Below are 20,392 nucleotides of genomic sequence, written 5' to 3'. Positions count from 1 at the left end.
CAATAAATGAACCTCGATGATGGGGATCTGATCAGGCGCGTCGTCGAAGACGGGGACCAGCGGGCGTATGCCCAGCTGGTTCGTCGCTATCAGTCACAGCTGCGATTCTCGCTCCGTCAGCTGTGCGATGGCGACCAGGGTCTTGCGGACGATATGGCGCAGGAGGCCTTTATCAAGGCCTATAAGGCGCTGCCCGCGTTTCGTGGGGATGCGCGCTTCAGCACCTGGCTGTACCGTATTGCCTACAATCTGGTCATGAGTCACAAGCGCAAAAACGCCCCGGTGGTAGACCAGGAGGCGGTGGACAATGCCCAGTCCCAGGAAAGCGTCGAAGAAGCGCAACAACTGGGTATGGCCAGGGACTTGAATTCGGCTATGGGGGAATTGAGTGATGCCCAAAGGCAGGCGGTGCATCTGTGCATGCAGCGCGGCTTTTCACACGAAGAGGCGGCAAGCATTATGAAACTGCCGCTGGGCACGGTAAAATCCCACGTTAACCGCGCGCGGGCCAAGTTGCAGTCTCTGCTTCAGGCCTGGCGGGAGGAGGTAGTCAGTGGCTGATTTCGACAAACAGTCCGCAGATTCGCAAAACGGTAATCCCCAGCAAGAGTGGGGTGGATCGGAAGGTATGGTCATCAAAAACGGTGTTGTGCACGCCGCCGGGCCCATGGGCGACGGCGAGCCAGATTTCGACACCTGGCTTTCTCAGCAGCTGCAGTTCAGCGAGCCGCACCTGGACGACGACGGCTTCTGCGAGCGGGTAATGGCGGATTTGCCGCCGGTGCCGGCCAAGCGCGCTGAGCGCCGCGCCACCCGTTACCAGTATGCGGCGGTCGTAATGGCTTCGGCGATTGTCTGCTGGCAATTCCCGCTGCGGGAAGTGCTGGTGGCTGCGGCGGAGCAGAGTATCAGTCTGTACAGCCTGGTTGGACTGGGTATGCTGGGATCGCTGGTGGCGATGACCGGCGGCATCATGGCAGCCCGCCGCTGATTGGCGGGCAATCAATTTAGCAATTCTACATCTTCACTTCTGAACGTATTCAGTTCTGATACTGGCCCAGGCGCAATTCTCCGCGCTTGGAGACCCGTATCGCTGGCAGGATCGACTTCTGCAATCCTAACTTTGCCTCCAGTTCATAGGGTACGGTATCCCCCTGCAGCCGAACCAGCTCTGTCATGGCCATGATCGAGCCCATCAGGTTGGCTGAGGCGTCTACCACAATGGCATCCTGGCCGTAGGCCGGAATCACCGGCAGATTATTCGAGGTGCCCGTTATCACTTTGTGTCCCGCGAGCTTAAGCGTGTAGTACAGTCCGGAAAGGGCCAGGGCGCTGTCATTCGGGTTGAAGACCCGCAGGTGAATGCGAAAGCGCAGGTCGCCGCTGTGGTTGTTCGGTAGCGGCTCTACCGCGGTGACCTGAACATCCGGCTTTTCGAAATTCGGTGAAAGGGATGCGCACCCCTGTACGAACCCCAGCAGCAACAGAAGTGGCAACAACCGCAGGGCTGTCTTCCGTCTGGCGAGCTTGCTTGTGACCCATCCGAGCGGACGCGCCAGTGCCTGAAAACTTCTTGTGCCGGTGACCGTATTCAATGCGTACTCCTTGAGAAATCCCATAATTCCACTACCGCTAGCCTAACCATCTGGTAGGCTCAGGGCTATACTCTTGTGGTCGTTTGGACGGGCAAGGATAGCCAATGGAGTTTGCAGAGCTTCAACCAGAACTACAGCAGTGGATTCGCGATGCGGTGAAAAGTGGGCAGCACCTTTCTGTGATGGTGGACGCCCTGCTGAAAGCCGGCTATCAGCCAGGCATATCCCAGGCGGTAGAGCAGTGTATTCTCGACCACGGGGTTGGCCTCCGCCATGCCAGCGCAACGCTCACCCAGGTCGGAAAATCCCATACCAGGGACACTTCCGCGCCCTGGATAGCAGCGCAAACCAGTGAACGCGATGCACGCTTCCATGCATTTACCGCCGACGGTAACCAGATTGACCTGGAAGACCGCCAGGTGGAAGTTCGCTTTGCCATGAAAAAGCCCAATATAGTCCTGTTCACGAACCTCCTGTCCGATGATGAATGCGATGCGTTGGTCGATATGTCCAGGCCCAACCTGCAACCCTCCCGAGTGGTGAACTCTGACCGCGGCTCCTTTGACCTCAGGAATACCCGAACCAGCTCGGGCACCTATTTCAGTCGCGGCGAAACACCGTTGATTACGGCGATTGAAGCGCGGATTGCGCGACTTCTCTGTGTCTCGGAAGACCGCGGAGAACCGCTGCAGATACTGAATTACCAGGTGGGTGCGGAATATCGGCCCCATTACGACTTCTTCAATCCGGAAAAACCGGGGAATCATGGGGTTCTTTGCTCAGGCGGCCAGCGGGTCGGCACCCTGATCATGTACTTGAATGATGTGGCATCCGGTGGCTCGACGGTATTTCCCCGGCTGGGTCTGGATGTACTGCCACAAAAGGGCGCGGCACTATTCTTTTCTTACACCAGTGATTCGGGTGATCTCGATTATCAGACGCTCCACGGAGGCAGTCCGGTCCTCGCCGGCGAAAAGTGGATTGCCACCAAGTGGCTGCGTATGCGGGAATATACGCCCGGCGCCTCCTGACAGGGCAGGGTGATGTTCCCCCGGTTCTCGAGCACGTCGTCAGTCCAAAGTCCGCCGGTGGATCCGGAGAAAGCCAAGGAGTTGGCTGAATCTCTGGAGCTTGCCAGGGTGGCACCTTCCTCTTTTACCGATGTCATCGACACGGTTTCCGAATCTTTGCTGAATATCTGGCACGGGTTTCTTGGGCACATCCCGTTTTTCGCCGCCAGCGTATTGATGTTGCTGTTGACCTGGCTGATTGCCACAGTTGCAGGAAAGTTTGCCCGGCGCTTTGCCAAAAAGACTACCCGACGCCCCTCCCTGCAGGATCTGTTGGTCCGTCTGCTACGAATCTTCATCTGGGTGATCGGGCTCCTGTTTACCGCCATGGTGCTGTTCCCGGGGCTTACGCCGGCCAAGGCCCTGGGTGGGTTGGGGTTGCTGTCAGTGGCGGTCGGGTTGGCGTTCAAGGATATTTTTGAGAATTTCTTCGCCGGCATCCTCATCTTGTGGCGTTTTCCATTCGAGGCGGGCGATGTCATCAAATGTGAAAACGTATCCGGTCGTGTAGAAGCGGTAGAGGTGCGTAATACCACAATCCGTCGTACTACCGGAGAGCTGGTGATTGTGCCGAACCTGTTTCTGTTCAAAAACCCCTGTGAAATTCTGACCGACCGCAGCAAGCGACGTTTTACCATCACGGTGGGGGTGGCGTATGGCGTGGATGTGGATGCTGCGGTGGACGTGATTGAAGAGGCTGTGCTCGCCTGTGATCTGGTCCGGGACGACGACCCGGTTCAGGTGTTCCCGCACGAGTTTGGTGATAGCAGCATCAATATCGAGGTTACCTGGTGGGCGGGCTCCACACCCCTAGAGGAGCGCAAATCCCGCGGTCAGGTGGTGGCGGCTGTCAAAAAGGCGCTGGATGCGGCGGGTATGGAGATTCCGTTCCCCTACCGCACGCTGACGTTCAAGGAGCCTCTGTCCATTGATGAGGCTCCGTCGGTGCCGGGGGGCAGCTGATCAGAGCGTGCTGTCCGGCTGATTCTCCGGGCGGGCGCTCTCGAAGGCGGGGAGTGCGGCGCAGGCTTTATTGATACCAGCAATTGTCGGGTAGTCGCTTACCGGAACACCGAAGCGCTCGGCATTATAGATTTGCGGCACCAGGCAGCACTCAAATAGCCCCGGGGCCTCACCGCCGGCAAAGTCGGTACCGCAGGCATTCAGCTGCTCGGCGAGCTGAACCTCAAGCGCTTCAAACCCCAGTCCTATCCAGTGACGAACCCATTCGACCTTCTGCTCATCCGATGCACCTAGTTCAGATTGCAGGTATTTGAGTACTCGCAGATTCTGAATGGGCTGTATGTCGCAGGCCACGTTGTAGGCGAGGGCACGGACGCGGGCGCGCGCGGTTGCGCCGGTAGGTAGCAGGGCAGGTTCTGGATGCTGCTCGTCCAGCCACTCCAGAATCGCGAGGGACTGGGTCAGTACCTCGCTGTCGTCTGTCATCAGTGCCGGTACCAGGCCCTGGGGATTCAGCTTCCGGTGTGGCGCTTCTATTTGTTCGCCCTTGAGCAGATTAACCGGATGGTACTGAAAATCGAGGCCTTTCAGGTTCAGGGCGATACGTACCCGGTAACTGGCGGAAGAGCGGAAGTATCCGTGAAGCTCCATATCAGGGGTTCCTCTACAAATGGCAGGGAGTGGGTTTGGGGCAATGGGTTAACTGCCGCGGGATGGGGAGTACCGGTATCCACGCAAACAGTTTGCGTAAACTTAGTGAAAGGCTGACAAAAATGGCGTGAAACGCCGTATAATACGCGGCCAATTTCTTTCAATGCTGTACAAACGTGCCCGATTGGCTGGAGAGTTGCCTGTCGCGCCGTTCTTCCCGTCAGCGGCAGCACCCTGCCAAAAAAATCCTGCGGCAGTGGTTACAATTGAAACCAATCTTAGTTACATTTGATATTTGGTACAACCGGATTCCTAGCAGGTACAAAAACCGCGATGACAAACGACACCACCAACAGCGAAACTCACAGCGAACCTGGGGCATTTAGTGATCCCATCGACGCCGTGCGTCCAGACGATCTACGGTTGGAAAAATTCCTGCCATATCGTTTGTCGGTTCTGTCCAACCGGGTGAGCAATGCCATCGCGGACGCGTACAGTGCGCGCTTTGACCTCACTATTCCAGCCTGGCGGGTGATGGCGATTCTCGGTCGTTTTCCGAATCTATCTGCTGCCGATCTCGTGGAGCAGACAGCGATGGATAAGGTGGCGATCAGTCGAGCGGTGTCCATTCTGATCAAGAATGACTACATCACTCGCAGTGAAGATCTCGCGGATCGTCGTCGCCAGGTGCTCAACCTGTCCGAACTGGGGCGCGACGTATACGAGCGCATCGTACCTCTGGCACAGCAGTATGAAAACGACCTGATGGGTTCGCTCTCTGCGGATGAGCGCAACCAGCTCGACAGTATCATTGAAAAGCTGATGGCGCGTGCGCAGGACTGGGCGAACCGCGGCCTGATCGACTGATCTGCTTTTCTTCTGCCATTCTTACATTCATTTAATCGAATCGACTTGTCGGTGTGCTTTTGCGCGCACGCCGCCCAGAATTTTCAGGAGTGACCATGTTTGACCACCTGAGCAGCCTGCCTGCGGACCCCATTCTCGGCCTGCTGGCCACTTACCGCGCCGATGACAACCCCCGCAAGATCGACTTGGGGGTGGGTGTTTATAAAGACGAAGCGGGGCATACCCCCGTGCTGCAGGCGGTGAAAGAGGCGGAAACCCGCCTGCTGCGCAGCGAGGAAACCAAGGCCTATGTCGGCCCTGCTGGCACCGCGGGTTTTAACACGGCTATGCAGGAGCTGGTATTGGGCGCCGGCCATCCGGCTTTGGTGGGAAATCGCGTACGCTCCGCGCAAACTCCCGGCGGCTGTGGCGCATTGCGTGTCCTGGCAGAATTTGCGAATCGTGCCAAGGAACACGCCACTATCTGGGTGAGTGATCCAACCTGGGCCAACCACGTTCCACTACTGGGTAATGCTGGGCTGCAGATCAAGAGCTACCCCTATTACGACCGCGCTACCAGCAGTCTCAAGTTCGATGAGATGGTGGAAACTCTGAAGCAGGTAGGAGAGGGCGAGCTGGTCCTGTTGCACGCTTGCTGTCACAACCCCTGCGGTGCAGATCTGAGCCGAGAACAGTGGAAAGTGCTGGCTGAAATGGCCCAGAAACAGGGTTTCACACCGTTTATCGATATGGCCTATCAGGGCTTCGGTGACAGCCTGGATGCTGATGCGTACGGATTGAGGCTGATGGCCGAATCCGTACCGGAAATGCTGGTGGCCGCTTCCTGCTCGAAAAACTTTGGCCTGTATCGAGAGCGTGTGGGTATGGCGATGGCGATCTATCGCGATGCTGATGCGGCAGACCGCGGACAGAGCCAGTTATTGAATGTGGTGCGCGGCAATTATTCCATGCCGCCGAATCACGGTGGTGCCATAGTGGAAGCGATTCTCACCGACGCCGGTCTGCGGGCGAATTGGGAGGCGGAACTCACCGAAATGCGTGAGCGCATCAACAGCCTGCGCTCCGGTCTGGTCGATAGCCTGGAAAAAGCCGGTGCGGTGGGTGACTTCCATTTTATCCAGCAGCAGAAGGGCATGTTCTCATTTTTGGGGATTACACCGGAGCAGGTGCAGAAACTGCAACAGGACTATTCCATCTATATGGTAGATTCCAGTCGCATCAGTATCGCGGGCTTGAGCCAGAGTAATATGGCGTACTTCTGTGAATCTGTTGCTGAAGTTCTAGAGTCCTGAGTCATTGTCTGAATACATTGTTTGAAGAGTTAGCCGTAAATGGAAGTTGAGGTAGAAACCACCGTGACCGAGCAGCGCGAACCTGAATCATTGGTAAAGCCCTGGGATCCAGCCAGCTGGCGCAAGCGTACTGCGCACCAGCAGCCAACGTATCGATCGGACCGTGATGTGCAGTCGGTGGAGGCTCAACTGGCGGGGTATCCGCCGTTGGTGTTTGCGGAAGAAGCTCGGGAGCTTCGCCGGCAGCTGGCGGATGTGGCGGAAGGCAAGGCGTTTTTGCTGCAGGGCGGCGACTGTGCTGAATCCTTTGCGGACTTCAATGCCAATCGCATCCGCGATACCTTTAAAGTGTTACTGCAGATGGCGGTTGTGCTGACTTTTGCTGGTAACCTTCCGGTGGTCAAAGTCGCACGAATGGCAGGGCAGTATGCGAAGCCCCGCTCTGCGGATACGGAAACCGTAGGCGGGATCGAGCTGCCCAGTTATCGCGGCGATATCATCAATGGTATCGACTTCACCGAGCAGGCGCGGGTACCGGATCCACAGCGGATGCTGACGGCCTACAACCAGTCCGCTGCCACCCTCAATTTGTTGCGCGCCTTTGCCCAGGGTGGATTGGCGGACCTGCATCAGGTACACGCCTGGAACCTGAGCTATCTGGAAAACAATCCGCAACGCGATCGCTACCTGCAACTGGCTGAGCGCCTGCAGGATGCCCTGGAGTTTATGGCGGTGTGCGGGGTGAATTCCAGTAATACCCCGGCGATCCGTGAAACTACCCTGTATACCTCGCACGAGGCGTTGCTGCTCAATTACGAGCAGGCACTGACCCGCACAGACAGCCTCACCGGCAAGTGGTATGACTGCTCTGCGCACATGTTGTGGATTGGAGAACGCACTCGCCAGCTGGATGCGGCGCATGTCGAGTTTCTTGCCGGGGTATGGAACCCGATTGGCGTGAAGGTGGGGCCGAATATGGCCACCGACGAGTTGATACGCCTGATTGACCGACTGAACCCCAACAATGAGCCCGGCAGGCTGACCCTGATTACCCGTATGGGTGCGGATACGCTCGGGGAGAAGTTGCCCGCTCTGGTGCGGGCCGTGGAGAAGGAGGGGCGCTCTGTTGTATGGAGCACAGATCCCATGCACGGAAATACCGAAAAAGCGTCCAGCGGATTCAAGACGCGTAATTTCGATAATATCTTGCGGGAAATTCGCGATTTCTTCGCCGTACACCGTGCCGAGGGTACGCACCCTGGCGGAATCCATTTGGAAATGACCGGGCAGCATGTCACCGAATGTACCGGGGGCGCCTGGAAAATTTCGGATGCCGATCTTGCCAGCTGCTACCGAACTCAGTGTGACCCGCGCTTGAATGCGGATCAGGTCCTTGAGCTGGCGTTCTGTATCTCTGAAATGTTGCGGGATGGTCGAAACGGAAACGTCTGAGTGGGTGATCTTTACGGAAAAGGGGAGAGGGATTGATGCAGCTCTATATCGGCAATAAAAACTATTCGTCCTGGTCGCTGCGACCCTGGTTGCTGGCCACGCAGCTGGATATTCCTTTTGAGGAAGTGCTGGTGCCCTTTGATGAGGGCGGTAGCTGGGACAAGTTTCGCGCCTTTTCCCCCACTGGCCTGGTACCTTGTCTCGTCGATGGCGATATTACCGTTTGGGATTCCCTGGCGATCACTGAGTATCTGTTCGAGTCGAATCCTTCTGTCTGGCCAGCTGATGTGGCTGCGCGCGCGTGGGCGCGTTGCGCTGCATCGGAAATGCATGCGGGATTTTTTGCGTTGCGCAATCAGTGCAGCATGAATTGTGGCGTGACAGTGTCTATGCATCAGATTGACGAGGCCCTCAAAAAGGACCTCGCTCGACTCGAAGAACTGTGGCGACAGGGTTTGGAGCGTTTTGGAGGCCCATTCCTGGCCGGTAAGCAATTTACCGCGGTTGATGCTTTCTTCGCTCCAGTGGTATTCCGCCTGTACGGCTACCAGCTTTCCCTGGGAGAGGATGCCATGGCTTATGCCGAGCGAATGCGGGAGCTGCCGCCAATGCAGGCCTGGGTGCGTGATGCCATCCGCGAGCCCTGGCGGGAAATCGGCCACGACAATGAGTTACTGGCGGTCGGTGATATTGTCGAGGACCGCAGGTTGTAAGCATCCCCGGGGCCACGCCGCTGGCCCCAGGTTTCAGAGTGGCCGGTCCGGCCTTCTCTATTGCTAGAACAAAAGAATACACTTAATAAGTCGTTATCAAATTGCCAAAATGATATCAATTGAACGAATCTCCTGCCTTGTTGATCAGTAGTGGGGGAATGTTCTGTCCCGTATCCGGTTTGCCGCTTCAAACTGGTAGCTTGTCCCGCCGTCGTAGATAGATATATAGCTGCGGGGTACACTCGACCATTCTGAAATCTAATAACGATATGAATACCATCCAACTTACACGAGGATCGAGTCGATGCGTCAAACATTGATCGCCATATCCATCGCCGCTGCGCTGGCAACGGTGGCCGGCTGCAGCAAAGAATCCGAACAAGCGGTTTCTGCGAAACCTTCGGAGCAGGTCTCTGCTTCTGCGGAAATTGTGTCAGAAGTCGCAAGCAATAATGCGCTGCTGGCAGAGTGGGGCGGTCCTTATGGTGGTGTGCCCGCCTTCGACAAAATGAAGGTGGAAGACCTGAAGCCAGCGCTGGAATACGGCATGGCGCAAAACCTGGACGAAATCGATAAGATCGCCAATAACCCGGAAGCGCCGACTTTTGCCAACACCATTGAAGAAATGGAGCGGAGCGGCAAAGAGTTGAGTCGCGTATTCACGTATTGGGGAATCTGGAGCGGCAATATGTCATCTCCGGAATTCCGTGCGGTGCAGGCGGAGATGGCTCCAAAGCTTTCTGCTTTCAGCTCGAAGATTATCCAGAACGATAAACTGTTCCAGCGTGTGAAGGCGGTTTACGACGCGCGCAATACCGCTGATCTGACCGCGGAGCAGAAGCGAGTAGTTGAGCTGGTTTACGATGAGTTTGCGACAAATGGTGCAACGCTGTCCGGCGCTGACAAAAAACGTTACGCGGAAATCAATACGCGCCTCGCTGAACTGCATACCAAATTTGCAAATAACGTATTGGCGGACGAAGAAGGCTACGATATTTTCCTGACCGAAGATCAGCTCGCTGGCCTGCCGGAATCATTTGTCAAAGCGGCTGCTTCCATGGCGGAAGAAAAAGGCCAGAAGGGCAAGTACGCGATCAAGAATACCCGCTCCTCCATGGATCCGTTCCTGACGTACTCGGAAGACCGTGCCCTGCGTGAAAAGGTTTGGACCAACTACTATAGCCGCGGTGACAACGGTGGCGAGCACGATAATAATGCGATCATCGCTGAAATCCTGCAGTTGCGAGACGAGCGTGTTGCGCTTCTCGGTTTCGACAATTATGCCGAGTGGCGCCTGCAAAACCGTATGGCGAAAAATCCGCAAAATGCCATTGAGCTGATGGAAGCGGTATGGCCGGCGGCTGTTGCCCGTGTGCACGAAGAAGTGGCGGATATGCAGGCCGTCGCGGATGCGGAGAAAGCCGATATCAAGATTGCGCCCTGGGACTACCGTTTCTATGCGGAGAAAGTGCGCGCGGCGAAGTACGATCTTAATTCCGACGAAGTGAAACAGTACCTGCAGTTGGATAAACTGCGTGAAGGTATGTTTTACGTAGCGGGCGAGTTGTTCAACTTTGAATTCTCGCCAGTGAAAGAAGGTAGCGTGCCAGTCTTCCATGAAGACGTAAAAGTCTGGGAAGTTACTGACAAGACCTCCGGTGAGCATATCGGCCTTTGGTACCTGGATCCCTTCGCGCGTACCGGTAAACGCTCTGGTGCCTGGGCCAGTATGTACCGCGACCACACCACCTTCGACGGCAAGGAAACCGTACTGGCTTCCAACAATTCCAACTTTATCAAGGGCGCTCCAGGGGAGCCGGTGCTGGTCGGTTGGGACGATGCGGAAACCTTCTTCCATGAGTTCGGCCACGCGCTGCATTTCCTGGCGTCCAACGTCAGTTACCCGACCTTGAACGGTGGTGTACGCGACTACACCGAGTTTCAGTCGCAGCTGCTGGAACGCTGGCTGAGCACCGATCCGATCATCGACAATTACCTGGTGCACTATAAGACCGGTGAGCCGATCCCGGCGGAGCTGGTTGCCAAGATCAAGAAGGCTGCCAACTTCAATCAGGGCTTCGCGACTACCGAGTACCTGGCATCTGCACTGGTGGATATGAAGCTGCACACGTCTGATCCGAAGGGGATCGATCCGGACAAGTTCGAGCGCGAGACTCTGAGCGAGCTGGGTATGCCGTCTGAGCTGGTTATGCGTCACCGCACACCGCACTTCGGGCATATCTTCTCTGGCGAGGGATACTCCGCAGGCTATTACGGATACATGTGGGCTGATGTGCTGACTTCTGACGCGTCTGAAGCGTTCGCGGAGGCGGAGGGTGGTTTTTACGATAAAGAAGTGGCCGGCAAACTGGTGAAATATTTGTTTGCACCGCGCAATGCGATTGACCCGGCGGATGCCTACCGTCTGTTCCGTGGGCGCGATGCGGGGATTGAGCCGCTGATGCGTGATCGTGGCTTCCCGCTGCCCGGTAGTGAGGATGACTCAACGGCATCTGCCGGCGAGTGATCCGGCCGAGTTGATCACAAGCGAAAAAGGCCGCGATGTTCCCACATCGCGGCCTTTTTTATTTCACTTTCATTCCGATTTCAATTCACTTCCGTCGTAAGGTGCCGACCGGTGAATGGCGGGTAATGAGCCGGCACTATTTTTCCAGTAGCTGATCCAGTGGTAGTTCGGTCCGGTAGCGTACCTGTTTCAGCGAAAAGCTACTTTTGATGTGGTCAATTCCCGGCAGCTCCGTCAGTTTCTTGTCCAGAAACTCCTGGTATGCGTGGAGGTTCGGTACCACTACCCGCAGCAGGTAATCGAAGTCTCCTGTCATCAGGTAACACTCCATCACTTCCGGCCACTGCCCGATGGTCGACTCAAAATGCTGTAGCTCTTTCTTCACCTGGTGGTTCAGGGTCACCTGAATAAACACGCTGACTGGGAGACCGACTTTATCCGGTTCCAACAGGGTTACTGCCCGTTTGATAAACCCCTGTTCGTGGAGGTTTTTCACCCGGCGCGAGCAGGGAGAGGGAGAGAGGCACACTTTCTCAGCCAGTTCGATGTTGGGAATCGTGGCATCTTCCTGAAGGATTTCCAGAATGTGCTTATCAATGGCATCCAGTAAATAGGCCATGGTGGTACCTGATAGTCTCTGTTGGTCTCGAGGACCCAATTATTGCAGAAATCTCATCTGAAGTGGTGATTTATAGCCGTCTGTCGGTGGAATCGTAGTGATTTTGGTATGACCTGCCCGTATTGCCGGTGATAGTTTACGGCAAACAATAAACGGCGCGGTCCCACCCGGTGTGTGACCGGCGCGGCGGTCTATGTAGCCGACAGCACAAGCGAAGGTACCCCACGATGGCGATGGTTGAAAGCGATCAGGAACTGGGCTTTGATAGCGAATACTCGCTCAAAGCGGCCTTTACCCGCGATAGCGGACGCGTATTTCTCACTGGCATAGACGCCCTTGTGCGTCTTCCCCTGATGCAGAAGCGCCTCGACGAGCAGGCGGGTCTGAATACCGCAGGTTTCATCTCGGGCTACCGGGGCTCGCCGCTCGGTGGGTACGACCAGTCCCTGTGGCGCCACAAGCAGCTGCTGGCGGACCGGGATATCCACTTCGAACCCGGGATCAATGAGGACCTGGGCGCGACCAATATCTGGGGCACCCAGCTACTCGACCACTATCGCCAGCAGGCCACGCGCGATGGCGTTTTCTCCATCTGGTACGGCAAGGGCCACGGTGTAGACCGCAGTGCGGATGTATTCCGCCAGGCCAATATCCAGGGCACCTCCCGGCACGGAGGTGTGCTGGCGTTGTGTGGCGACGACCACACGGCTGAATCCTCCATGTTTTCCCACAATACCGACCAGATCTTTGAGTCGGTGATGATGCCGTTACTGTTTCCCGCCACCATCGATGAGTATCTCACTCTGGGGTTGGCTGGTATCGCGCTGTCCCGCTTTTCCGGTCTCTGGGTCGGGTTCAAGACTATTACCGAAACCGTGGAAGCGGGTGCGTCCATTCAGGTTCCCGGGTTACCGCAGTTCGTTTTGCCGCAAGGCTTCCCGGTTCCTGCCCACGGGCTCAACTACGACCCGCATCTCAACTGGCCGGCAGAGCGGATGGAGTACGAGCGGCGCATGCTGGAGGAGCGGCTGCCGGCGGCGCGGGCATTCGCCTATGCCAATGGTCTCGACAAGAACGTTGTAAGTGCGTCGAACAAGCGTTTTGGCATTGTGACCGTGGGCAAGGCTCACGGTGATCTTCTGGAAGCGTTGAAACTGCTCAACCTCTGCGAGCAGGACTTGCTCGATGCCGGTATTTCCGTACGCAAGATCGCGATGAGTTGGCCACTTGAACCCCGCGGTATGAGTGAATTCGCGGAGGGGATGGAGCGTATTCTGGTGGTGGAGGAAAAGCGTCCACTGGTGGAAGACCAGATCAAGAACCTCTTTTACGGGTGGGATGACGCGCGCCGTCCGAAAGTAGTCGGTAAAAAAGATATTTCTGGCAATGACCTGCTGCCGGCGATCTGGGGTTTTGGTCCGGACCATGTGGCGAAAGCCATCGCTCGCTGGCTGGCGGATACGGCACTGGCAGAAAAACTGATTCCGCTGGCCGAAAAACTCGGCTCTGCGGTGCCGGCAAAAGCCACTGGACTGCTGGCACGGGAGCCGATTTTCTGTGCGGGTTGTCCGCACAACTCATCGACGAAGCTCCCTGAGGGTAGCACCGGGAGTGCCGGCATTGGCTGCCATATCATGGCGCTGGGAAAAGGGCTGCGCACGGATACGTATTCCCACATGGGAGGCGAGGGCGCGCATTGGGTGGGGCTGCACCGCTTTTCCAGCGCCAAACATATTTTCCAGAATATGGGGGATGGCACCTACAACCATTCCGGTTTGCTTGCCATTCGCCAGGCTGTGGCGAGCAAGATCAACATCACTTACAAGATCCTGTTGAACGATGCGGTCGCCATGACCGGCGGGCAACCCACCGATGCCGAGGTTACAGTACCGACACTGTCACGGCAGTTGAGTGCGGAAGGGGTGGGGCGGGTTTGCCTGGTCAGTGAAAATCCCGATCACTGGCGTCGTCGCCGGGAACAATTACCCGGGGATCTGGAAATATTTCATCGCGATGCCCTGGATGATGTACAGCGGCAGCTGCGCGATACATCGGGTGTTACAGCGATTATTTACGAGCAGGTATGTGCGGCGGAGAAACGCCGTCGTCGTAAAAAAGGTCAGATGGAAGACCCATCCCGCCGCCTGTTGATCAACCACCGCGTATGTGAAGGGTGTGGAGATTGCAGCGTGCAGTCCAGCTGTATCGCCGTCGAGCCTCTGGAAACGTCGTTTGGACGCAAGCGCCAGGTTAATCAGTCCAGCTGTAACAAAGATATGCGCTGCGCTGACGGATTCTGTCCGAGCTTCGTCAGTGTGGAAGGTGGTGAGCTCAAAAAGCCGGAACTGAACACTCTGGCCGAAGCCATTGATACTGCCAGTCAGGACCTGCGGCCTGCACCGGAGCCGAAGCTGGATCAGCCGCTGAATATTCTGGTGGCCGGCATTGGTGGCAGTGGCGTGCTGACCGTTGCGGCGTTATTGGGAATGGCGGCACACCTGGAGGATAAGGGCAGTACTACCCTCTACTTCACCGGTCTTTCTCAAAAAAATGGCGCGGTAGTGGCCCATGTAAAAGTGGGGCGCTCGCCGGAAGATATTACCACTGCACGTATTCGTGACGGTGCTGCAGATCTGCTGCTGGGTTGCGATATGGTCACCGCGGCGGGGCAGCGCAGTAAGTTTTCCAGCGGGCAGATGAAGGCAGTTGTGAACACCGCTGAAGTACCCGTGGCAGCCTTCGTGCGCGATAACGACTTGGCGTTTCCTGCGGACGCGACTGCCGGCAGCATCCAGTCTGTGGCGGGCGAGTACTTCGCGTTTGATGCCAATCGATACGCGGAATCCCTGTTTGGCGATACCGTTGCTGCGAATCTCATGATGTTGGGTTATGCCTGCCAGAAAGGTTTGTTGCCGGTAAGTCGTGGAGCGCTGGAGCGCGCGGTGACCCTTAACGGTGTCGCGGTAGAGAACAATCTTCGTGCTTTCCGCGCGGGTCGGTTGCTCGCGGAAACGCCCCGGGCCATCGATCAGATTCTGGCGCCCGCACAGGTTGTGAAAATGGTAGAGCCTCTGGAAACGGCCGAGCAACTGATTGCCCGCTTGGCCGGGGAGTTGCGGGAATACCAGAATGCGTCTTATGCGCGCCACTTCGAGACCGCACTGCAAAAGGTACAGCGGGCAGAATCGAGTATTGTTGGCGCCGGCGAAGCCGTAACGCGTGCAGCTGCGCTTAGTCTTTTCAAGGCAATGGCCTATAAAGACGAATACGAGGTGGCACGCCTTTACAGTAGCGAAAGCTTCCTGAAACAGCTGCGGGATACATTCAGTGGTGATTACAAACTCAAATTCCTGATGGCGCCACCGCTGATTGCCCGCCCCAATGCCAGCGGTAAAATCCGCAAGATTGCGCTGGGCTCCTGGATGGGTCGAGTGCTGCCACTGCTCGCAAAAGGCAAGGTATTGCGTGGAACGCCGCTCGATATTTTTGGCTATACCGCAGAGCGCCGCGGTGAGCGGCGCTGGGCGCGAGAAGTACGGGAAGTTGTATTGCAGGTTGCTGGTTGCCTCTCCGTTGCAAACCTCGCGCAGGCGGAGGAGTTGCTTTCGTTGCCGCAAAAAGTGCGTGGCTACGGACATATCCGTGCACAAAAAATGGACGAGATTGTCGAGCGCTGGCGCAACCTGCGGGCCCGGTTCAGAAACCGGGACACTGGAGCGGGGCTTGGTAATATGCTGACCGAACGGCGCTAAGAGACTTCTACACAACGCAAAAAGCCCGGAATGCCCGGGCTTTTTGCGTTTTTTTTGGCAGGAAATTTACTGTGGCTTGATGGATAAAAACGGATTGACGATTTTTCCGAAGATACCTGTCAAGGCTACCGGGGCCTCCACCACTGACAGGCAGAGGCACTCTTGATCCTGGGTGGCGGTAGGGCGGTGTACTTGCCCCGGCTCTCGCACTAGGAAATCTCCCGTTGTATACACGCCGTCGCCATCGGAAAAGCTACCGTAAAGCACCATGGTAATCTCCCTGCCGCGGTGATCGTGCTCGGCGACCTTGCTACCCGGTGCAATGCGATGAAAAGACACTTCTCGCTCATTCTGGCCCGTTTTCAGGCGTGCCTCTTTTAATCCCTTCGACAGGCGGCGCCAGTGAAGTATCGGGTTGTCTGCGAGTAACTTCCTGACCACTGGCGGTACCGCCGCAAATATCGGGTCCCAGGGTGGTCGGGGTTGGTTGTCTGAAACTGACCGGTGGCTCGCGGATACCGCTGGTTCCGCATCAATCCGCTGCATCAGCTTGCTGAAAGCGCCGGCATCGTCATTTCCTGCAGTCCCGGCGGGGGTAGCGGTGGCAAGCAGGTTGCCTCCAACACTGTTGAGCAGCTTCATCTGCGCAGCGCACTTGGGGCATAGCTGGATATGGGCCGAAACTACCAGGCTGTGGGCCCAGTTGAGGCTACCACTGGCATATTCCAGCAATAAATTGTTGTCGGGGTGGTGGTGAATCATAGCTCCCTACCTGACCTCTTTACCTGGCAATGGTGCTTTGAAGTTTCTTGAGGGCCAGACGCACGCGGGATTTAACCGTGCCCAGCGGCAGTCCTAACTCCTCGGATATTTCACTGTGGGATTTGCCTTCCACATAGGCTTTCTCGATAACGTGGCTCTGCTCTGGTGGAAGAGTTTCCAGTCCCGCGGCAATGGCGTGCTGATTGCGGGTTTGCTGCAGGTACACCAGTGGCTGCTCGTCCTGGCTGTCATCCCAGATATCTTCGACATTGAGGCTGTCGTCGGCGGCTGGTTGCCGACTGCTTCTTCTCAGCGCATCAATGCGGCAGTTGCGCATGATAGTGAACACCCAGGTGCTCGCCGCCGCCTTCTCCGGACGAAAGGTGGGTGCCTTGGTCCATACTCGGAACATCACCTCCTGAACGAGTTCATCGGCTGCCTCGGGAGCTGAGCTTTGTCCCCCGCGGCTGAACTGGAAGCCGCGGATCAAGGGGGCAAAGTGGCTAAACAGGCGCTCGAAAGCCTGCCTGTCCCGGTCGCGGCCAACGCGAACCAGCAGACTGCTCCACTCGTCGTCTCTTGTCTGATCAGGTGCCTGCACGCTGCTCTTTCCGCCCTGTGTGGGATGTATTGCGACCATGATAGCTAAACCGGTCTCCGTTTTCTGCCTGTCTGCACTTGCTCGACTTGTGTACGGAATCCGATGCGGCTTGGATCACTCAGCGAGCCGGAATAATACTCAACACGGCCACAATGGTCCGGTGGCGGGTAATCCGAAATCGGCGCCTGGGCGTAAATGACTCCATGTTCCCTGTTTGGCAAAGGAAAGAGACTCGCAATGTCTGATGTCCTGGAGCGATTAGAAGCCCTGTACGCCGATTTTCTGAAAGCGGATGCCGAATCCATAGCCGATGTTTATGCGGCCAATGTGGTTTTTCGTGATCCGGTACACCAGATTGCGGGTATAGAGGCGATGCAAGCGTATTTCGCCGGTGTGTCGGTCAACTTGCTGGAATGTCGGTTTGAATTTGAACGGACAGTCCGGGACGGGCGCTGGCACAGCCTCTGGTGGTCGATGCACTACCGTCATCCAAAACTCAAGGGTGGAGCGTTGCTGACGCTGCGTGGTGCCTCGCTAGTGGGTTTGGATGAACACGGAGACCGTGTGGTATTACATGAGGATGTATATGACCTCGGCGCAATGATCTATGAGCAGGTGCCACTGCTCGGTGTCGTTATCCGGCAGATAAAGCGGCGCCTGGGTGATCCTGGGTAATAGTGGAGGGCAGAGTGACTGATTCAGCGCGATGGTCGAACAAGTTAAACATATGGATCACCGGCGCCGGTTCCGGCATCGGCGAGGCTTTGGCGCGACGTCTTATTGCCGATGAGCACTTTGTGATTGTCAGTGGGCGAACTCGCGAACCGTTGCTCGCGATCCAGCAATCGGCACCCAAACGCGTGAAAGTGTTGGACTGTGATGTAGGAAACGACCAGTCCATGTCTGAAGCCGGGGCAGCACTGCGCGACGTGACAGACCAGCTGGACCTGGTGATTGCCTGTGCGGGTATCTGTGAATATGAGAATGACCTGACGATGGACATCGGCCGTTATCGCCGAGTCTTCAATGGGAATTTTTTCGGTGTGGTCAATACGCTCAGGGAGTCGCTGCCTCTACTGTCGAACAGTCGTGAACCGGTCTTCGTTGCTGTTGGCAGTTTGTCTTCGGTGGTTGGCTTTCCCCGTGCGGAGGCCTATGGCGCTTCCAAAGCGGCAGTGGAGTATTTCCTCCAGTCGCTGCGCGCGGACACTGTGCATGTTCCCCTGCGTACCGTTCTGGTCCGCCCCGGATTTATCGACACCCCGTTAACGAGAACGAATGATTTCAACATGCCATTTCTGATGAGCCCAGATGAAGCGGCCGAGCGTATTCTGTCCGGCTTAAAACGCAATCAGCACGTTATCGATTTTCCCCGGCGCCTGAGCTGGCCGCTGCGTATGCTCCGATGGTGCCCGGCGGTCTGGTTTCGCCTGATTGCACCTCGTCTGACCAGAATACGTAAATTGAGGAGATCGTAATGCGGATTGCGATTATTGGTAGCGGGATTTCCGGGCTGACCGCGGCTTATCTGCTGAATAAAGACCATGAGATAACACTGTTCGAGGCAGATGACCGCCTCGGCGGCCATACCGCCACGGTAGACGTCGTGGAAGGTGAGCGGAGCTTTGCGGTCGATACCGGGTTTATCGTGTTTAACGACTGGACCTACCCGAATTTTATCAAATTGATGGATCAGTTGGGTGTTGAAAATCTGGCTACCGATATGGGGTTCAGTGTATCCGCTCCGGCGTCAGAGTGCGGACGGCAACGGGAAATTGAGTATGCCGGAAATAATTTGAATGCGCTTTTCGCCCAGCGTCGAAACCTTCTGGACGGCGGTCATTGGCGTATGTTGCGGGATATCGTTCGCTTCAATCGCGCTGCAGTGGAGGACTGGAAGCGCGGCGCGCTGCACGAGTCCACAACACTTGGTGCCTACCTGGATGGCAATGGATATTCCGCTGAGTTTGCCTCGCGCTATCTTGTGCCCATGGGGTCCGCTATCTGGTCTGCGAGCATGTCTCGCATGCTGGATTTTTCGGTCGATTTCTTTGTGCGGTTTTTTTATAACCACGGACTGTTTAATCTCTTCAACCGCCCTCAGTGGCGTGTAATAAAGGGAGGTTCGAGAAGTTATATTGCTCCCCTGGCCCAATCGTTTTCCGATCGCATTCATCTCAGCACTCCTGTACAGCGTGTAATGCGTATGGGGTCGCATGTAGAGGTGGAGTATCGGCCGCCATCGGGTGAAGTGTGTTCGCAGCACTTTGACCAGGTGATCTTCGCGTGCCACTCGGATCAGGCACTGGAGATCCTCGGTGATGCCGATTCCGCCGAAAGTGACATTCTCGGCCATATTCCGTATGAGAAAAACTCGGTCGTACTGCACACCGACGAGCGCCTGCTGCCAAAACGGAAGTCGGCGTGGGCAAGTTGGAACTATCGCCTGCAGGGCGATGAGTCCGTATTGCCTGCGCTCACATACAATATGAATATTCTGCAGCGTTTAGACTCCGAAAAAACGTACTGCGTAACCCTGAATGCGGATCAGCTGATTGATCCAGAAAAAGTGATCGGGCGATTCGAGTACGCGCATCCGCAATTCTCTGTGCAGGGGAACACGGCACAAACGCGCTGGGCGGAGATTAATGGTGTCAATCGCACCTGGTTTTGTGGCGCCTACTGGGCCAATGGCTTTCATGAGGACGGTGTTGTGAGTGCGGTGCGGGTGGCCAAGGCATTGGGAGTGGATTTCTGATGCGTAGTGGCATCTACTCCGGATGGATTCAGCATCGACGATTTTCGCCGAGAACGCACTGGTTTCGCTACCAGGGATTCATGGTTTTTGCGTTTCTCGATGAGATTCCCAAGATTCTGGAGCAGTCGTGGTTGTGGTCCGCATCGGCATTTTCCCCCGCCCGTTTCTGTCGTGAAGATTTCTACGGCGATCCTTCTGTCCCACTGGATCAGGCCGTCCGTGACAGGGTGGAGCGCGCGCTCGGAGAGCGCCCTGTAGGGCCCATCGCGTTCCTGGCCAATTGGCGATACTTTGGATACAACATGAACCCCATTAGTATCTATTACTGTTTTGATGCTTCCGGGGAGCAGATCCAAACATTGCTGGTAGACGTTCACAATACGCCCTGGAATGAGCGCCATGGCTATGTGCTACCCGTAAATGGCGGAAGGGTTCAGAGAGCCATTTTCAACAAGTCGCTGCACGTTTCGCCGTTTATGCCCCTCGAACAATCCTATCATTGGCGAAGCACGACACCGGGAAAGCGCCTGACCGTGAGTATCCGCTCAGAGCAAGGAGGGGAGTGTGTTTTCGATGCCTGTATGTCGCTGCAGCGGGAGGAGATTACCCCTGCCGTATTGGCCCGCAAATTGATCCGATACCCACTGTTTACCGTAAAAGTCATTGGGGCCATTTACTGGGAAGCGCTCAGGTTATGGCTCAAGCGCGTACCCATTCATACGCACCCCAAAACGTGAATTACGAATTTTCGACTAAATTTTTGTGTTGGA

At 56.2% G+C, this 20,392-nt stretch carries 19 protein-coding genes; 14 read left to right on the top strand and 5 right to left on the bottom strand.

The features are described from left to right. The first annotated feature begins 6 nt into the window (after nt 1–6). Both ACXAG1_RS03565 and ACXAG1_RS03560 read left to right on the top strand, forming a co-directional pair. A complete protein-coding gene (locus tag ACXAG1_RS03565; protein WP_475092798.1) occupies nt 7–561 on the top strand; it encodes a sigma-70 family RNA polymerase sigma factor in 555 nt (184 codons plus the stop codon). Next, the gene (locus ACXAG1_RS03560; RefSeq protein ID WP_475092799.1) at nt 554–991 is read left to right on the top strand and encodes a hypothetical protein; all 438 of its coding nucleotides are present in this window, start codon (nt 554–556) and stop codon (nt 989–991) included. The genes ACXAG1_RS03565 and ACXAG1_RS03560 overlap by 8 nt, the downstream gene beginning before the upstream one ends. 49 nt (nt 992–1,040) lie before the next feature. On the opposite strand, the gene ACXAG1_RS03555 is transcribed toward ACXAG1_RS03560, so the two are convergent. After that, nucleotides 1,041–1,619: an LEA/WHy family protein gene (locus ACXAG1_RS03555; RefSeq protein WP_475092800.1), complete on the bottom strand. Its 579-nt coding sequence runs from the start codon at nt 1,617–1,619 to the stop codon at nt 1,041–1,043. A gap of 80 nt (nt 1,620–1,699) precedes the next feature. Here ACXAG1_RS03555 and ACXAG1_RS03550 point away from each other — a divergent pair, with 80 nt between their 5' ends. Beyond that, nucleotides 1,700–2,626, top strand: coding sequence for a 2OG-Fe(II) oxygenase (locus tag ACXAG1_RS03550; RefSeq protein WP_475092801.1), 927 nt, complete (start codon nt 1,700–1,702; stop codon nt 2,624–2,626). 81 nt (nt 2,627–2,707) lie between these two features. Then, nucleotides 2,708–3,628 (top strand): mechanosensitive ion channel family protein, encoded by a 921-nt coding sequence (locus ACXAG1_RS03545; protein WP_475092802.1) that lies wholly within the window; start codon nt 2,708–2,710, stop codon nt 3,626–3,628. On the opposite strand, the gene maiA is transcribed toward ACXAG1_RS03545, so the two are convergent. Beyond that, nucleotides 3,629–4,279 carry a maleylacetoacetate isomerase gene (maiA, locus tag ACXAG1_RS03540; RefSeq protein ID WP_475092803.1) on the bottom strand — a complete coding sequence of 217 codons (651 nt, stop codon included), beginning with the start codon at nt 4,277–4,279 and terminating at the stop codon, nt 3,629–3,631. 333 nt (nt 4,280–4,612) lie between these two features. Between maiA and ACXAG1_RS03535 the strand changes: the two genes are divergently transcribed. The 5 genes from ACXAG1_RS03535 to ACXAG1_RS03515 all read left to right on the top strand — a co-directional run bounded on the left by ACXAG1_RS03535 (nt 4,613) and on the right by ACXAG1_RS03515 (nt 11,130). Next, entirely contained in the window at nt 4,613–5,146 is a 534-nt protein-coding gene (locus ACXAG1_RS03535) for a MarR family winged helix-turn-helix transcriptional regulator (RefSeq protein WP_475092804.1), read from the top strand. A 95-nt stretch (nt 5,147–5,241) separates the two neighbouring features. Continuing rightward, complete coding sequence (locus tag ACXAG1_RS03530; protein ID WP_475092805.1) at nt 5,242–6,438, top strand: amino acid aminotransferase; 1,197 nt, start codon at nt 5,242–5,244, stop codon at nt 6,436–6,438. Nucleotides 6,439–6,477: 39 nt separating this feature from the next. After that, entirely contained in the window at nt 6,478–7,890 is a 1,413-nt protein-coding gene (locus ACXAG1_RS03525; RefSeq protein ID WP_475092806.1) for a class II 3-deoxy-7-phosphoheptulonate synthase, read from the top strand. A gap of 35 nt (nt 7,891–7,925) precedes the next feature. Further along, complete coding sequence (locus tag ACXAG1_RS03520; protein WP_475118940.1) at nt 7,926–8,603, top strand: glutathione S-transferase family protein; 678 nt, start codon at nt 7,926–7,928, stop codon at nt 8,601–8,603. 304 nt (nt 8,604–8,907) lie between these two features. After that, nucleotides 8,908–11,130, top strand: a complete 2,223-nt coding sequence (locus tag ACXAG1_RS03515; RefSeq protein ID WP_475118939.1) for a M3 family metallopeptidase — start codon at nt 8,908–8,910, stop codon at nt 11,128–11,130. A gap of 136 nt (nt 11,131–11,266) precedes the next feature. Here ACXAG1_RS03515 and ACXAG1_RS03510 read toward each other — a convergent pair whose 3' ends face one another. Further along, the gene (locus ACXAG1_RS03510) at nt 11,267–11,749 is read right to left on the bottom strand and encodes an Lrp/AsnC family transcriptional regulator (protein WP_010130896.1); all 483 of its coding nucleotides are present in this window, start codon (nt 11,747–11,749) and stop codon (nt 11,267–11,269) included. Nucleotides 11,750–11,976: 227 nt separating this feature from the next. Between ACXAG1_RS03510 and ACXAG1_RS03505 the strand changes: the two genes are divergently transcribed. After that, nucleotides 11,977–15,501, top strand: a complete 3,525-nt coding sequence (locus ACXAG1_RS03505) for an indolepyruvate ferredoxin oxidoreductase family protein (protein WP_475118938.1) — start codon at nt 11,977–11,979, stop codon at nt 15,499–15,501. Between the two features lie 66 nt (nt 15,502–15,567). On the opposite strand, the gene ACXAG1_RS03500 is transcribed toward ACXAG1_RS03505, so the two are convergent. Further along, nucleotides 15,568–16,263, bottom strand: a complete 696-nt coding sequence (locus ACXAG1_RS03500) for a ChrR family anti-sigma-E factor (RefSeq protein WP_475092810.1) — start codon at nt 16,261–16,263, stop codon at nt 15,568–15,570. A 19-nt stretch (nt 16,264–16,282) separates the two neighbouring features. Continuing rightward, nucleotides 16,283–16,864, bottom strand: a complete 582-nt coding sequence (locus tag ACXAG1_RS03495) for a sigma-70 family RNA polymerase sigma factor (RefSeq protein WP_475092811.1) — start codon at nt 16,862–16,864, stop codon at nt 16,283–16,285. A 237-nt stretch (nt 16,865–17,101) separates the two neighbouring features. On the opposite strand from ACXAG1_RS03495, the gene ACXAG1_RS03490 reads away from it, so the two are divergent. The 4 genes from ACXAG1_RS03490 to ACXAG1_RS03475 are packed head-to-tail and all read left to right on the top strand — an operon-like array spanning nt 17,102 to nt 20,359. Continuing rightward, entirely contained in the window at nt 17,102–17,539 is a 438-nt protein-coding gene (locus ACXAG1_RS03490; RefSeq protein ID WP_475118937.1) for a nuclear transport factor 2 family protein, read from the top strand. 14 nt (nt 17,540–17,553) lie between these two features. Continuing rightward, nucleotides 17,554–18,342 carry an SDR family NAD(P)-dependent oxidoreductase gene (locus ACXAG1_RS03485; protein WP_475092813.1) on the top strand — a complete coding sequence of 263 codons (789 nt, stop codon included), beginning with the start codon at nt 17,554–17,556 and terminating at the stop codon, nt 18,340–18,342. After that, on the top strand, nt 18,342–19,622 hold the full coding sequence (locus ACXAG1_RS03480; RefSeq protein WP_475118936.1) for an NAD(P)/FAD-dependent oxidoreductase: 1,281 nt from the start codon (nt 18,342–18,344) through the stop codon (nt 19,620–19,622). The genes ACXAG1_RS03485 and ACXAG1_RS03480 overlap by 1 nt, the downstream gene beginning before the upstream one ends. Further along, nucleotides 19,622–20,359, top strand: a complete 738-nt coding sequence (locus ACXAG1_RS03475; protein WP_475118935.1) for a DUF1365 domain-containing protein — start codon at nt 19,622–19,624, stop codon at nt 20,357–20,359. Before ACXAG1_RS03480 ends, ACXAG1_RS03475 begins: the two co-directional genes overlap by 1 nt. Nucleotides 20,360–20,392 lie beyond the last annotated feature (33 nt).

It is taken from the genome of Microbulbifer sp. ABE4_465, from assembly GCF_056160765.1.
The sequence above is the reverse complement of the archived record's forward strand: the minus strand, read 5'-3'. Positions and strand labels throughout refer to the sequence as shown.

Excerpts from the sequence above, each read along its gene's own strand:
- ACXAG1_RS03535 (WP_475092804.1), top strand. The coding sequence starts at position 4,613 with ATGACAAACGACACCACCAACAGCGAAACTCACAGCGAACCTGGGGCA.
- ACXAG1_RS03500 (WP_475092810.1), bottom strand. The coding sequence starts at position 16,263 with ATGATTCACCACCACCCCGACAACAATTTATTGCTGGAATATGCCAGT.
- ACXAG1_RS03550 (WP_475092801.1), top strand. The coding sequence starts at position 1,700 with ATGGAGTTTGCAGAGCTTCAACCAGAACTACAGCAGTGGATTCGCGAT.
- ACXAG1_RS03510 (WP_010130896.1), bottom strand. The coding sequence starts at position 11,749 with ATGGCCTATTTACTGGATGCCATTGATAAGCACATTCTGGAAATCCTT.
- maiA (WP_475092803.1), bottom strand. The coding sequence starts at position 4,279 with ATGGAGCTTCACGGATACTTCCGCTCTTCCGCCAGTTACCGGGTACGT.
- ACXAG1_RS03515 (WP_475118939.1), top strand. The coding sequence starts at position 8,908 with ATGCGTCAAACATTGATCGCCATATCCATCGCCGCTGCGCTGGCAACG.
- ACXAG1_RS03480 (WP_475118936.1), top strand. The coding sequence starts at position 18,342 with ATGCGGATTGCGATTATTGGTAGCGGGATTTCCGGGCTGACCGCGGCT.
- ACXAG1_RS03555 (WP_475092800.1), bottom strand. The coding sequence starts at position 1,619 with ATGGGATTTCTCAAGGAGTACGCATTGAATACGGTCACCGGCACAAGA.
- ACXAG1_RS03525 (WP_475092806.1), top strand. The coding sequence starts at position 6,478 with ATGGAAGTTGAGGTAGAAACCACCGTGACCGAGCAGCGCGAACCTGAA.
- ACXAG1_RS03475 (WP_475118935.1), top strand. The coding sequence starts at position 19,622 with ATGCGTAGTGGCATCTACTCCGGATGGATTCAGCATCGACGATTTTCG.
- ACXAG1_RS03505 (WP_475118938.1), top strand. The coding sequence starts at position 11,977 with ATGGCGATGGTTGAAAGCGATCAGGAACTGGGCTTTGATAGCGAATAC.
- ACXAG1_RS03520 (WP_475118940.1), top strand. The coding sequence starts at position 7,926 with ATGCAGCTCTATATCGGCAATAAAAACTATTCGTCCTGGTCGCTGCGA.
- ACXAG1_RS03565 (WP_475092798.1), top strand. The coding sequence starts at position 7 with ATGAACCTCGATGATGGGGATCTGATCAGGCGCGTCGTCGAAGACGGG.
- ACXAG1_RS03530 (WP_475092805.1), top strand. The coding sequence starts at position 5,242 with ATGTTTGACCACCTGAGCAGCCTGCCTGCGGACCCCATTCTCGGCCTG.
- ACXAG1_RS03490 (WP_475118937.1), top strand. The coding sequence starts at position 17,102 with ATGTCTGATGTCCTGGAGCGATTAGAAGCCCTGTACGCCGATTTTCTG.